12 protein-coding genes and 1 riboswitch are annotated in these 14347 nt (G+C 45.7%); of the genes, 8 read left to right on the top strand and 4 right to left on the bottom strand.

The window, feature by feature from the left end; translation table 11 throughout:
- Positions 1-49: 49 nt before the first annotated feature.
- Positions 50-2476 carry a glycerol-3-phosphate 1-O-acyltransferase PlsB gene (plsB, locus tag R7F67_RS22670; protein WP_033907264.1) on the bottom strand — a complete coding sequence of 809 codons (2427 nt, stop codon included), beginning with the start codon at positions 2474-2476 and terminating at the stop codon, positions 50-52.
- Between the two features lie 368 nt (positions 2477-2844).
- On the opposite strand from plsB, the gene lexA reads away from it, so the two are divergent.
- The 3 genes from lexA to dinF all read left to right on the top strand — a co-directional run bounded on the left by lexA (position 2845) and on the right by dinF (position 5849).
- Positions 2845-3465, top strand: a complete 621-nt coding sequence (lexA, locus tag R7F67_RS22665) for a transcriptional repressor LexA (RefSeq protein WP_005378682.1) — start codon at positions 2845-2847, stop codon at positions 3463-3465.
- Between the two features lie 184 nt (positions 3466-3649).
- Positions 3650-4444, top strand: a complete 795-nt coding sequence (locus R7F67_RS22660; protein WP_005378679.1) for a class I SAM-dependent methyltransferase — start codon at positions 3650-3652, stop codon at positions 4442-4444.
- 55 nt (positions 4445-4499) lie between these two features.
- Positions 4500-5849 (top strand): MATE family efflux transporter DinF, encoded by a 1350-nt coding sequence (gene dinF, locus R7F67_RS22655; protein WP_318057392.1) that lies wholly within the window; start codon positions 4500-4502, stop codon positions 5847-5849.
- Positions 5850-5906: 57 nt separating this feature from the next.
- Here the strand turns inward: dinF and sthA are convergent, their stop codons facing one another.
- Complete coding sequence (sthA, locus tag R7F67_RS22650; RefSeq protein ID WP_005389689.1) at positions 5907-7337, bottom strand: Si-specific NAD(P)(+) transhydrogenase; 1431 nt, start codon at positions 7335-7337, stop codon at positions 5907-5909.
- A 263-nt stretch (positions 7338-7600) separates the two neighbouring features.
- Between sthA and fabR the strand changes: the two genes are divergently transcribed.
- Positions 7601-8242: an HTH-type transcriptional repressor FabR gene (gene fabR / locus R7F67_RS22645; protein ID WP_005378632.1), complete on the top strand. Its 642-nt coding sequence runs from the start codon at positions 7601-7603 to the stop codon at positions 8240-8242.
- Positions 8242-8607: a YijD family membrane protein gene (locus tag R7F67_RS22640; RefSeq protein WP_005378634.1), complete on the top strand. Its 366-nt coding sequence runs from the start codon at positions 8242-8244 to the stop codon at positions 8605-8607. The genes fabR and R7F67_RS22640 overlap by 1 nt, the downstream gene beginning before the upstream one ends.
- A 64-nt stretch (positions 8608-8671) precedes the next feature.
- Here the strand turns inward: R7F67_RS22640 and trmA are convergent, their stop codons facing one another.
- Positions 8672-9781 carry a tRNA (uridine(54)-C5)-methyltransferase TrmA gene (trmA, locus tag R7F67_RS22635; protein WP_054577382.1) on the bottom strand — a complete coding sequence of 370 codons (1110 nt, stop codon included), beginning with the start codon at positions 9779-9781 and terminating at the stop codon, positions 8672-8674.
- Between the two features lie 184 nt (positions 9782-9965).
- A riboswitch (cobalamin riboswitch) is annotated at positions 9966-10166 on the top strand.
- 55 nt (positions 10167-10221) lie between these two features.
- Here trmA and btuB point away from each other — a divergent pair.
- Genes btuB through murI form a run of 3 tightly spaced genes read left to right on the top strand, consistent with a single transcriptional unit; the run spans position 10222 to position 13644 of the window.
- Positions 10222-12057, top strand: coding sequence for a TonB-dependent vitamin B12 receptor (gene btuB / locus R7F67_RS22630; protein WP_005378674.1), 1836 nt, complete (start codon positions 10222-10224; stop codon positions 12055-12057).
- A 59-nt stretch (positions 12058-12116) separates the two neighbouring features.
- Complete coding sequence (locus R7F67_RS22625) at positions 12117-12809, top strand: ATPase (RefSeq protein WP_005378675.1); 693 nt, start codon at positions 12117-12119, stop codon at positions 12807-12809.
- 31 nt (positions 12810-12840) lie between these two features.
- On the top strand, positions 12841-13644 hold the full coding sequence (gene murI / locus R7F67_RS22620; RefSeq protein WP_318057391.1) for a glutamate racemase: 804 nt from the start codon (positions 12841-12843) through the stop codon (positions 13642-13644).
- Here the strand turns inward: murI and R7F67_RS22615 are convergent.
- A complete protein-coding gene (locus tag R7F67_RS22615) occupies positions 13607-14062 on the bottom strand; it encodes an RNA-binding protein (protein ID WP_017636066.1) in 456 nt (151 codons plus the stop codon). The two genes, murI and R7F67_RS22615, sit on opposite strands and share 38 nt — an antisense overlap.
- Positions 14063-14347 lie beyond the last annotated feature (285 nt).

Genomic DNA, 14347 nt, shown 5'->3' with positions numbered 1-14347 from the left:
AAGGCATCCGATTGGATGCCTTTTTTCTTATTGGAAGAAGGTAAAACGGTTACGACCGAAGTTGGTGAATACTCTCTTCGATCGTCAGTTTCACTTCTGGATAAAGCAGAGTGAACAGTAGCCGTGCAAATTGCTGCGTTTTCTTCGTGTCACAGTTACCATCGTTATCGAGGTATTTTTGCTGTTTGAGCGTATTGAACATCGCGGTAAACACACCTTTATCGAAGAATTCTGGCGCATTAATACCGTGCAAACGCCCTAGGCGCTGAGCAATATCTTGGCTCTTCTGCTCTAGGTCCGATTTACCGAGTTCAGGGTAAGCAACAAGCAAGTTCATCGCGATAGAGTAGCGTTGCAGCGTTTCAGTTATCGTTCGACCTAACAGAACCAAAGGCTGGTTGTTTGATTGATTGATCTCTAGCTTATCACCATCAAGACTAATCATTTTCTGATCGGCAAATTCATGCAGTGTTTTAACGACCAATTCATCTAACTCGTCTTCTTGGTAACTTAAGAACAGCTCTTTCTTCAAGAATGGGTAGATTTGCGCGACATTCGCTTGAATCTTGGCTACCGAAAGGTTGCGCTGACGAATGAGCATTTGGGCAATTAATGACGGCAGAGCGAACAAGTGAATGATGTTGTTGCGATAGTAAGTCATCAGGATCGATTGGCTACGGTCCAGCGAAATGATGTCACCCATGCTATCGGTTTCAATCACGAACTTATCAAGCGAAATTGCATGATCGACCAACTCCTCAGCACTTTCGGTAGGGATAGTGGAGGTGCTTGAGTACGGGTTATTTTTGAGTAGCTTTAAGTAACACTCGATCTGATTGATCAGCGAGTCACGAGAAAGTGCACGTTGACGAGAAGCAAGCAGTGCGGTTGCACACAAGGTCAACGCGTTTGCTGCCGCCGCATCATTGATGTGCGTCATCATCTTATTAGCAAGGTCGTTGACCACAGGATTCATCCATTGTGGTTTGTTACCACCCATGCTGTCGATGTCTTTCGTCCACTCAGGAGCATGCTCGTTCAAGTATTGGTTGAGCTGAATTGGCTCACCGAAGTTCACATAGCCCAAACCAAAGTTACGCAGTTTACGCAGAGTACGCAGTACAAGCCCTGCGTTTTCTTTCTCTTTGCGTTTGCCACGCAGCTCTTTCGCGTAAGTGCCTACTTCCATTACGTGCTCGTAACCGATGTAGACCGGCACTAGTGTTACTGGGCGGTTTAGACCACGTAGCATTGCTTGGATGGTCATAGCCAGCATACCCGTTTTCGCTTGCAGTAAGCGACCTGTACGTGAACGACCACCCTCACTGAAGTACTCGACTGAATAGCCTTTGGCAAACAGCTCAGCTAGATACTCACGGAAAATGGTTGAGTACAGTTTGTTGCCTTTAAAACTACGACGAATAAAGAACGCCCCACCACGACGGAAAAGAGGACCGGCCGGGAAGAAGTTCAAGTTAATGCCTGCCGCAATGTGCGGAGGCACCATGCCTTCATGGTATAAAACATAAGACAAAAGCAGGTAGTCCATGTGACTACGGTGACAAGGAACGTACACAATTTCGTGGCCGTCTTGCGCTAAACGACGCACAGTCGAGGCGTTATTGATGTGCAAACCTTGGTATAGTTTTGTCCATAACCAACTCAGGATGCGGTCGCCGTTTTTCACCAGACTATAGGAGAAGTCGGCAGCGATTTCATCCATGATGTCGTGGGCTTCTTTACGTGCCTTATCAATCGAGATGTTTTTGCTCTTGGCTTCGTCAGCAATCGCCAGTTCAATAGCTGGAGACTTTAGTAAACGAGCAAACAACACTTGGCGTTGTGGCAGGTTTGGGCCTGAAGCAGCCAGTTTCTGGCGTGAGAAGTGGATACGCGCCACGCGAGCCAGTTTGTGCGCAATTGCGCTGTCGGTACCGTGGGAGTCTGCCATATAACGCAGAGATACCACGGGACTAAAGCGAACTAAGCAGTCGCGTCCCGCCGCCATTACCGCTTTGGCTTTTTGCGGACCATTCATCGGTTGAAGGTAAGGCTTTTGGTTCTCTTCTTTACCTGGCTTACGACCCCAAAGCACGGTTGCAGGGATCATTTGAACATCCAACTCACTATCCAGCTTGTGCAGTTCCAGTAAGTCAGTGAACAGAGAAACAGAATCGGTTGGGACATCATTATCGTTGTTCATCACAGTTGGACGCGCAGCGATAAAGACGAAACGGTTCAGCGTTTTGCCATTGATTTCCAGCGGGCTGAGCGGGTCGGGTAGACCAAGGCTCATGGCTTGTTTTTGCAGTGTCAGCAAATCCACGTTCGAGCGGAACGGCAGGGCATATACAATCGGTTTAGTTAGGTCGATGTTCAGATCTTCAATCGGGTTCGACGGGATTGCGGTGCCCTTTACCAGTACCGATAAAGGTAGTTTTAGTAATGAACGTGAAAATGATTGTCCAGAAGACATAAAGTTCACAGCCTCAATAGGTATTCAAACAGGCCTAACCTTATTTCAGTTTCCGCTTTGCATGTCTTCTCTATAAAAAGAGATGAGTACGGCAATAGAAATAAGCCTAGGCGATAAAATTTAAGCGCTGCAAGGATACCAGAAACTGGTCAAACCTTTTAATTTTATTGGCTGTAAATTAGTCGAACCCCTAAGTTATTGCTTTGACTTGATTAACTGAAAAGTCGGTGTTTTAAACGAATAAAGAATGAACTTAATTGGTAAGCTGAAAGCTCCCCACAAATAAATTAAAAAACAACCAATTGGGTTTTCATTTGAGCATTTACTGGATATACTCACAGTTAACTGTATAAAAAGACAGGTGAGACATGAAGCCGTTAACGCCACGCCAACAACAAGTCTTCGATTTGATTAAAAGTAAAATCGACGACACCGGAATGCCACCAACTCGTGCAGAGATTGCGCGTGAGCTTGGCTTCCGCTCTGCGAATGCCGCAGAGGAACACCTAAAAGCGCTTGCTCGTAAGCAAGCAATTGAAATTATTCCAGGCGCTTCTCGTGGGATTCGTATCCTGCTTGAAGACGCAGCCAATGATGAGCAGGGTTTGCCTTTGATTGGTCAAGTCGCAGCGGGTGAGCCAATTCTGGCTCAAGAGCACGTAGAGGCGCACTACCAAGTCGATCCTGCGATGTTCAAACCGCAAGCGGATTTCTTACTTCGTGTAAATGGCGAGAGTATGAAAGACATCGGGATTATGGATGGCGATTTGCTCGCGGTGCATAAAACCCAAGATGTGAGAGACGGTCAAGTTGTCGTTGCGCGTGTTGATGATGATGTGACTGTGAAGCGTTTGGAGCGCAAAGGTTCAACCATATTACTGCATGCTGAGAATGAAGAGTTTGCCCCAATCCAAGTGGACTTAACGTCTCAGCACCTTACGATTGAAGGCTTAGCCGTTGGTATTATTCGCAATACCGATTGGATGTAAGTGTGTTTAAGCAGCCCAGTTCATCTGGGCTGTTTTGTCTTTTCTCTTTTTCTACTTCCTCCAAAAGCTTGCTCATCATCTTGACCTTGTTTGTTTTGGCCAATTTATAAGCTTGATAATGTAATTGATATTCATTATCATCTTTATTAATGTCTATGTTTTCTCTCTGGCGCAGGAAATGCCCATGTCTCAGTCTAAACATCAAGTTCCTAACCATCTATTGAAGCCACTGTTATTGCGTAGCCGTGAAAGCATGGTCGACAATGGCTTGGTGTACGATCCGATAGCTGCTAAAGCGTGTTTGAGCTGTAAGATGGCGCCGGATTGTTTGAGTGGTGATATTGCGCAGAAGCAATTGCTGCACGTGACGCTGACTCAGCTTTGTGACCAGCAGGTTAGTCACTTCTTACAGCAGTATCCCGATGCTTGGATAATCAATGTCGGAGCGGGGCTGGATACCCGCTTTTATCGTTTGGATAATGGACGCTGCCATTGGATAGAGCTGGATGTGACGGAAAATTTGGTATGGCGTCAGCGCTTGTTCCACAAAAATGAACGCTATGAACATCGCTGTGGCAGTGTGGATGAAATGTCGTGGCTAGAGACGTTAGCCATTCCAGAGCAAGCACCAGTACTCATTTTATGTGAAATGGCACTGCTCGATTGCACAGAGCGCCAAGTCGCGAAATTTATTCAAACCTTGGGTCGACATTTTGTTTCTGCTGAACTGTGTATGGTGCTGGCAGGAGATTTAACGGAAACCAAGTGGGGGCAAAAGCTTGGCTCTGATCGTTATGCTCATGGCTTTGAAGCGCCTGCAGCACAGATATTGCAATGGTTACCATGGGCACAATGGGTGAAAGCTTTCTCGCCATTCGATAGATTCTGTTCTCGTTGGAAAGCTTGGCAGCGTTGGCTTAATAAGATTCCAATGTTGAAGCATCGCCTCACGCCAGTCCTCGTTCACATCAAGTGGTAATTGGCTAGTCGTTAAGCGCTCAGGTACACTCGTCGATCTTACTGATGAGGTGCCTGTGACAAATTCAATCTTCTCTCCTTTATCTAACCCAAAAGTTCATCGCCAAGTTTTAGCTTTAGCGATACCTATGGTGCTGTCGAATATTACTGTTCCATTGCTCGGTTTGGTCGATGCTGCGGTGATTGGTCATCTAGACCACGCTTGGTATTTGGGTGGTGTTGCGTTGGGCAGCACCATGATCAGCGTGACGTTTTGGCTGCTTGGTTTTTTGCGTATGTCGACTACTGGGTTGGCGGCGCAGTCCTATGGGGGTGAAGACCGAAAGCAACTTGCCTTGGTGTTTATGCAAGGCTCACTTATGGCGCTGCTGTTTGCGTTAGTCTTCCTTATTGCCCATAACCCGATTGCTGATTTGATCTTTGGCTGGAGTGACGCCAGCGCAGAGGTAAAACGCTACGGTATGCAATATTTCTCTATCCGTGTGTGGAGTGCCCCCGCTGCACTAATGAACTTTGTGTTGTTGGGATGGTTGCTCGGAACGCAAAATTCCAAAGCACCAATGTGGATGGTGATCATCACTAACGTGACTAATATTGTCCTCGATTTGTTGTTTGTTATCGGTTTGGAGTGGAAAGTAGAAGGCGCTGCGCTGGCATCGGTGATTGCTGACTACTCAGGTATGGGTTTTGGTCTCATGTGTGTCTGGAAAACCTGGCGAGAGAGGCAATTACCATCACCTCAAAAGTTGCTAGCCAGCACTCAACACGGTTTAGGGCGCTTCGTGAAATTGAATCGCGATATTTTCTTGCGCTCTTTGTGTCTGCAAGCGGCTTTTAGCTTTATGACGTTCCAAGGTGCGAGCTTTGGTGATGAGGTTGTCGCTGCAAATGCGGTTCTGATGAGCTTCCTGATGATTATCTCGTATGGCATGGATGGCTTTGCTTACGCAATGGAGGCCATGGTCGGGAAGGCGATTGGTGCCAAAGATAGGCAACAATTGAGTGCATCGCTTGTCGGCACTTTCTTTTGGAGTTTGGTTATTTGCTTAGGACTGACCGCGCTCTTTGGTTTGGCGGGATCGCAGTTGATCGCCATGATCACTTCAATTGAGGCGGTACAACAGCAAGCAGCGGTGTATCTACCTTGGCTGGTGGTGATGCCACTAGCGTCGATGTGGTGCTTTCTATTGGATGGCATTTTTGTCGGTGCAACCAAAGGCAAAGACATGCGCAATAGTATGTTTGTCGCGACCAGCAGTTTCTTCGTTGTCTTTTACTTATTCGCCGAGTGGGAAAATCACGCGCTGTGGTTTGCAATGATGAGCTTTATGTTGATGCGGGGTATTGGTTTAGGGGTTATCTTTCTCTACCAATGGCACAAGGATACCTTCCTAGCACAATGTTGATATAAAAACAGCAGGTCCAAGCCTGCTGTTTTTCTTTCTGCTATCAAGAAGCATAGATTAGAACAAGCGGTTCAAACCATTCAACGCAGCGACACGATACGCTTCGGCCATTGTTGGATAGTTGAAGGTGGTATTGACGAAATACTCGATGGTATTCGCTGAGCCTTTTTGCTCCATAATGGCTTGACCGATGTGGATAATTTCCGCGGCACGTTCGCCAAAACAGTGAATCCCTAAAATTTCTTTGGTTTCACGATGGAACAATATCTTCAAGCTACCGATGTCTTTCCCTGCGATCTGTGCACGAGCTAGATGCTTGAACGAAGAGCGTCCTACTTCATACGGTACTTTCGCAGCTGTTAGCTCTTGCTCGGTTTTACCCACAGAGCTAATCTCTGGGATGGTGTAGATACCCGTTGGAATATCATCAATCAGATAGTTTTCTGCCTGACCTTTCGTAATGGCTTGTGCGACAAATCGCCCTTGGTCATAAGCGGCGCTTGCAAGGCTAGGGTAACCGATGACATCGCCTACAGCGTAAATGTGCTCAATATCGGTTTGGTAGTTACGGTTTACTTTTAGTTGTCCGCGAGAGTCCGCTTCCAGACCCACAGCACCCAAATTCAACTTATCGGTGTTACCTGTTCGACCATTCGCATACAACAAGCAGTCCGCCTTCATCTTCTTGCCAGATTGTAGGTGAATAATCACGCCATCTTCTGTGCCTTCGATTTTTTCATAGGTCTCATCATTACGAATTACCACACCGCTGTTCCAGAAGTGGTAAGACAGCGCATCTGACACTTCGTTATCCAAAAACTCCAACAAGCGGTCGCGGGTATTGATAAGGTCGGTTTTCACTCCAAGGCCGCGGAAGATAGAAGCGTATTCACAACCGATAACGCCCGCACCGTAAATGATGATATGGCGAGGGTCGTGTTTCAGGCTCAAAATGGAATCACTGTCGTAGATGCGCTCATGCAAGAAATCTACGTCGTTAGGCTGATACGGGCGAGAACCCGTCGCGATGACAAACTTATCCGCAGAATAGATTTCTTCTGTACCGTCGCTTTGCATCACTGCAATTGAGTAGTTATCGATAAATCGCGCGGTTCCGAACAAAAGTGTGCATGAGTTACGGTCATAAAAGCCCTGACGAAGTCGAGTTTGCTTATCAATGACCGATTTAGCATGACCTAAAATGTCAGAAAATGTTGCATGAACGCTGGTGTTGTTTCGACAAAATAGCGGGTTGCTATTAAATTCGATGATGCGGCTAACGGCATGACGCAGTGCTTTTGATGGAATGGTACCCCAGTGAGTACAACCGCCGCCGACACTGCTTTCTTTCTCGACAATGGCAACATTCAGTCCCGCTTTGGTTAATCCCATTGCAGCCCCTTCTCCGCCAGGGCCACTACCGATTACGATCACGTCATAGTGATTAACATGCGCCATGATGCCTTCCTTGTTATATTTGCTTAACATTGCTTTAGCGCGATTTTAACTCATTTACTCTATTGGTACACGTAATGCCTGTTAGAGAGTGGAAGTGATCACGCAGAATCGACCAAAAGGGTGATTTGGTATGTTGTATGTCTATAAATTGCATCGAGAACATTGCAATTAGATGCATGCCAATAGTAACGTTCTCGGCGCTCAGAGCGAGCGAAGCAACATATCTTTCTCCGTAGGAGCAAATTGCGTTATATTGAGGCTCTTGTACCCTACAGAAAAAGAGCAAGTTAAGAATGAAATCGATGGGAATCCGCGCACAGCAAAAAGAGAAGACACGTCGATCATTGATCGATGCGGCATTTAGTCAGTTAAGTGCGGATCGCAGCTTTTCCAGCCTTAGCTTGCGAGAAGTCGCCCGAGAGGCAGGGATTGCACCGACTTCTTTTTACCGTCACTTCAAAGATATGGATGAGCTAGGCTTAACCATGGTCGATGAAGGCGGTTTGCTACTACGTCAACTGATGCGTCAGGCGCGTCAACGTATTGTGAAAGAAGGTAGCGTAATTCGTACCTCGGTCGAAACCTTTATGGAATTCATTGAAAGTAGTCCGAACGTTTTTCGTTTGTTGTTGCGTGAGCGCTCCGGCACTTCTGCTGAATTTCGTACCGCTGTTGCTCGAGAAATCCAGCATTTTGCGGCAGAATTAACCGAGTATTTAATGAGCACCGGCGTGACCAGAGAAGAGGCGTATACTCAAGCAGAAGCGTCTGTGACTTTGGTTTTCAGTTCGGGGGCTGAAGCTTTAGATTTAGATCGACGTGAGCGCGATGAACTCGCCGAGCGATTGATCATGCAATTGCGAATGATAGCCAAAGGGGCCTATTGGTATCGCAAAGAACGTGAACGTAACCGATTAAAAGGCGGGATAGAATAATGTCGAATGGAAATAAATCTGAAAAGAAAACGCTGATTTTGGCACTGGTTGCAGGTATGTGTGGTGATGCTTTGTTGTCATGGTTGACCATGAGTGAAGTGTCTTTTTCAATCTTCCCATTGATTGCACTCGTACTGGCTGTACAAGCTCTTTACCAAGAGTACCTAAATAATCCGGTATCAGAAGATATCCCATTAGTTGGCTTGGCGTGCTTCTTCGTAGGTGCGTTTGGTCACTCTGCGTTTATTAAAGCGCAATACCCAGAAGCAGGCTCAAACTTCTTTGCGATCATGGTTTCAATGATCTTACTCGCATGGATTGGTAAGAAGCTAGGTTTTGTCAGTAAGAAGACTTCTGCGGAATAAGCAAACGAATCAAATAAAAAAAGCGAGCCATTGAGCTCGCTTTTTTTGTATTTGACGCCGTGGGTTACATTTTGCGTTCCAATAGCACGCCCGCTTCCATATGGTGGGTATAAGGGAATTGGTCAAACAGAGCAAAACGCGTCACGTTGTGTGTTTCGCATAGAATGTCCAAGTTCTCTTTTAGAGTTTCAGGGTTACAAGAGATGTACATGATGCGCTCGTAACCTTGCACCATTTTACAAGTATCGACATCCATCCCAGCACGTGGTGGATCGACAAAAATCGTGTTGCAGTTGTAGCTCTTCAGATCCACACCTGCATCTTGTAGACGACGGAATTCACGCTTACCTTCGATCGCTTGAGTAAATTCCTCTGCTGATAGACGTAAGATTTGTACGTTATCAATCTTATTGGCAGCGATGTTGTACTGTGCAGATACCACAGATGGCTTCGCTAGCTCAGTTGCCAGTACGCGGTCGAAATTCTGTGCCAACGCCAGCGAGAAGTTACCGTTACCACAGTAAAGTTCTAGTAGGTCACCAGTGCTTTCTTGGGTACAGTCGACAGCCCATTCCAGCATCTTCTCTGCGACTTTGCCGTTCGGCTGAGTGAAGCTGTTCTCTACTTGTTGGTAGATGTAGCTTTGACCATTTACATCGAGCTTCTCGATCACGTAGTCGCGGTCTAGGACAATCTTCATCTTACGAGCACGACCAATGATGTTTAGATTGAAGCCTTCATCATTTAAACGCTGTTTAAGGGCTTTCGCGTTTTCAATCCACTCTTCATCAAGTTGGCGATGGTAAAGGAGTGAAACCAGAATCTCACCACTTAGTGTCGATAGGAAATCCACCTGGAACAGTTTACGACGTAGTGAGTCGTTGTCTTTCATCGCTTCAACCAATAGCGGCATCAGGTCGTTGATCAGACGGCTTGCAGCAGGAAATTGGTCAACACGGTATTTCTCACGAGTTTCTTGGCTGAACATGATGTAGTAAAGATCTTCGCCTTCATGCCAAACACGGAACTCAGCACGCATGCGGTAGTGCTGCTCTGGTGATTCAAACACTTCCAGTTCTGGCATGTTGTATGGCGCGAACATATCCGTGAGACGTTCGACTTTTTCTGCCAGTTGTTCTTGGTAGCGTTGTGGGTTTACATCAAGAGTAGCCATGATCTTACCTTTTATGGTGCATTCAATTTAAGAGCGCAGATTTTATTCAATCTCAATAGGATGTCCAGTTTTGTACTGGAATTGATTTAAAGATAGTGCGTACAGGCAGAGTAGAAAGCAAAATCAATCAAAACGTTACAACTTCTAAGGGCAATATTGGCTGGACAAATAATCAATAGCTGAATAATATTTGCCTCAAGTTGGTGCTATCTAGCAATCTAGATGGCTGAAATGGGAATCTGGTGTAAATCCAGAACTGACGCGCAGCGGTAAAAGAGAACGAACGCTCATCAGACACTGCATTAGTTTATGTGGGAAGTCGAGCAAGTAGGCGGTACACCCGTGCTCTTGAGTCCGAATACCTGCCAACAACTGAGCCACAGCACTGGACTGTCATGACGACAGGGCTCGGAAGGAATTACGCGATTTAGGACAATACAATGAGAAAATCCGCACTGGCGATCACTTTGGCATCGCTGCTTTCACCTGTCTCTTATCTACAGGCCCAGGAAACCTCCACTGACGAAACCATCGTTGTTACGGCAAACCGTTTTGAGCAAGCCGAAAGCCGTACGTTGGCAGATGTCGAAGTAGTTACTCGACAAGACATCGATCGCATTCAAGCGAAAACCCTACCAGATGTATTGCGTCGCCTTACCGGAATTCAAGTTTCACAAAATGGTGGTCGTGGTCAGTTAGCGTCTTTATTTGTTCGTGGAACCAGTTCCGACCAAGTTTTAGTACTGGTTGATGGCGTACGTTTTGCACGAGCAGCGAAGGGCGCTGTGGACTTTAACCAAATCCCACTTACTTACGTTCAACGTATTGAGTACGTGCGTGGTGCGCGTGCGTCACTTTACGGCTCAGAAGCGATTGGTGGCGTGATCAATATCATCACCATTGCGCGTGCTGACGAAGAAGGAACGAAGTTAAGTGCGGGTTTAGGTAGTTTAGATTATCAAGAATTGAGTGTGGCATCTGGTATTAAAGTCACAGAGAGCGGCCAGCTAAATATCGCGCTTGGTAGTGAAAGTGATGATGGTTATAACGTTCGTCCTGTACCGGGAGTTAATGACGGTGATCGCCATGGCTTTGATACAAAGAATGGTCTGCTAGGTTACGTGCATAACTTCAATGACCAGTGGTCTGCATTTGGTAACCTACGTGCTTACGAAAATGTTTATCAATATGACAGCAGCTACGGTAGTCGCGGTTACTACGAAGCAGAAAAAGACGATCTTTCTGTCACTCTGGGCGGTAAGTATCAGTCTGATAATGTGATGTCAGAACTACAAGTAACAGCACAGAAACAGAAGTCTTGGAACTATGAACAAGCAAAAGGCAAACACTCAGGTACTGAAGATGAACTTGAGCAGCAAAATGTCCAGTGGACCAACAGTTACTTGCTAAACAACAATACGACGTTGGCTGGTGGTATTGATTGGCGCAACGAGTCTTATAAAGACAAGAGTGCGAATAAAACGTTTGATCGTACCAATGGCGCTCTGTTTGGTATGGCAACCACTAGTATTGATAAAGCAATGCTCGAGGGCAGTGCTCGCCTTGATGATAATGAAGAATACGGTAGTGAGTTCACTTACAGTTTAGCGGCTGGTTACCAGTTTGTACCAGAGTTTGGGGTTAAAGCCTCTTTTGGTACTGCGTTTAAGGCTCCAAACCTATATCAGCAGTATGACCCGACATACGGTGAGAAAGATCTGAAGCCGGAAGAGTCAGATGCTTGGGAGCTGGCATTCAGCGGTGATGTCCAAGGCGTTTTTTGGTCCGTCACGGGTTATGACTATAAAATCACGAATCTTATCGATTACCATCCAACCACGTACAAATATTTGAATGTCGATGGTGAAACACATATCCAAGGTGTGGAGCTTGTTGCTGAGTTTGATACAGGGATTGTGCAGCACCAGTTGAGTGCAGATTACAAAGATGCTGAAGACGATAAAGGGCATCAGTTGCAGCGTCGCGCTAAAGAAATGTATAAGTGGAATGCTTTAGTGAGCTTCGATAAAGTGGACTGGTCGGTTAGCTATCAGTACGTCGGTAAGCGTCCAGATGTGGATTACAGCACTTGGCCTTCACAAGATATCACGCTTTCTTCTTACTCGTTGGTTGATACGGCAGTGACTTACTATCCGAATGAGTCGACCTCTATTAGCGCTCGTATCGATAATCTACTTGATGAAGAGTATGAGATGGCAAAAGGTTACCCCGCTGCAGAGCGAGCGTACTATATCAACGTTGGCTACGAATTCTAATCGTGAATGAGCACAAACCGCCTTCGGGCGGTTTTTAATATTTTGTGGTGGAAAATCGAATGAAGAAACCCAAGCGAGTGGTGATCAGTTGGTCCAGTGGTAAAGATTCGACATTAACGCTTGAGCGCCTTAACGAGAATCCAAATTATCAAGTTGTCGGTTTGTACACGACTTACGTAGGGAAAGAAGTCCCTTTCCAAGCAACTCCGCTTGAAGTCGTACAAATGCAAGCAGACTTACTTGCGCTTCCGCTCATTACTATCGAGCTACCTGAAATCTTTCCAAGTAACGACATTTATCAATCGACCATCGTTAATGCATTACAAAGTAGTGGTCTGAACATAGAAGCTGTCGCATTTGGTGATATGTTTTGTAATGGCATTGCCGATTACCGACGCAGCTATATTGAACCTGTTGGCTGGGAATGCGTCTTTCCTCTATTAGGGGAGAGCAGCGAAAAACTAGCGATGGAAATCATAGAGCGTGGTATTCAAACTATGTTAATCACCATCGACGGAAGAGTTCTCCCTCCAGAATGGTGTGGTCGCTGGTATGACAAAGCCCTAATAGAGTCATTACCAAGTCAAATTGATCCCTGTGGGGAAAATGGTGAATTTCACACATTGGTCACGTCTTCGCCATCTTTTCAAGGACATATCGAGTTGACGAAGCGAGATGTAGAATCTGGAGATAGATTCAGCCATCAAAGATACCATGCTAAAGCATTGCCAAAACAAATCTACGCAGTATGATCGCAACGTTTCTGTTCTTTAGGTAAGACTCGTGCGAGTAGCAAGTAAGAAAAAAGTCCTAGTTTTTGACTCTGGTGTTGGTGGTCTTTCTGTATTCCAAGAGATACATCGCCTATTGCCCCAGCTAGACTACTTATACTTATTCGATAATCAGGCTTACCCTTATGGTGAACTCGATCAGGCTGTACTCGTTTCACGAGTTAACCAACTGGTCTCTTCTTTAGTCGAAGAACACCAAGTCGACATTGTCGTCATTGCTTGCAACACGGCGAGCACCATAGTGCTTCCTTCCTTACGCGAAAATTTATCGATTCCCGTTGTTGGTGTTGTCCCTGCGATTAAACCCGCATCGCTTTTAGCATCAAAAGGGGTAGGGCTGATCGCCACTCCGGCGACAGTAACACGCCAATATACTCACGAGTTAATACGAGACTTTGCGCAAGGCAAACCAGTTGAGCTGTTGGGATCAACTCGCTTGGTGGATATGGCCGAAGAGAAGTTGCGAGGCAACAGCGTTTCTCTCGACGAACTGACAAATATCCTGCTTCCCCTTCGCGATAAAGTCGATGTTGCGGTGCTCGGTTGTACTCACTTCCCTTTAATCAAAGAGGAGATTCATCAAGCTTTGGGTGGGGACGTTACTTTAATTGATTCAGGCGCAGCGATTGCACGTCGAGTAAAAGCATTGCTATTAAGTGATGAAATTGAGGATACAGAAGAGGGAAGTAAGTCGATTTTTGCCAGTGCAACTCCTTGGCAGGAAGATGCACTGAACATTTGTTTAAAGAAGCTAGGTTTTAATCCTGTTCAGGTTTACCACCATCCGGATGTTTAGGATCGTTCGCAATTCTCACTTTTAGCGTTCTCTCCATATATTCCTTTTCATTAAGTTTAGCGATAGCTGGCTTGGCATCTGCCGCAGCCATCACTACAAAACCAAACCCTCTTCTTTTTCCAGTACGCTTATCTTTCATTAAGCGTACCGCATAGACCTGTCCATATTCAGCAAACAAATCGCGAACATGACTCTCATTGGCCTTATAAGGAAGGTTGCCGACATACAGCGTTTTAGTTGAAGGATCAGGATCCGAAGATTGAAGAACAGGTGTTTTGCTAGAAAATGAAAAAAGAAAAGCAGTAGCGATAACACCAATGAGGAAGCTCAAGGCTGGTGGGATGATGAATTGAGAGAAGATGATTCCCCCAACGATGGCCAGCCCAACACATAAAATCAGATTTTTTTTAGACGTCATTTTAATTACTACACATAGTGATAAAGAGATCGATTGCCCATTAACAGAATAGACACATGAATCTTACGTATATGGTTGGTGTTTTTCCAACCAATTGCTGTGATATGTCTCAAATGTGACGAAGAAATATGCAAATATCGCACTTTTGGCTAATTTGTGACCGGTTGGTTTTTTATTTGCAAAAAACACTTGTACTAATTTCTCAACTCCCTATACTGCGCATCCACCGACACGGAGTGAGACGAAAGTCACACAGCGAGTCGGGAAGAGAGAAAAAAGAATTTG

It is taken from the genome of Vibrio sp. YT-17 (assembly GCF_033337375.1).
Taxonomy (GTDB): domain Bacteria; phylum Pseudomonadota; class Gammaproteobacteria; order Enterobacterales; family Vibrionaceae; genus Vibrio; species Vibrio alginolyticus.
Note: the sequence above shows the minus strand (reverse complement) of the source record. Positions and strands in the feature narration are given on the sequence as shown.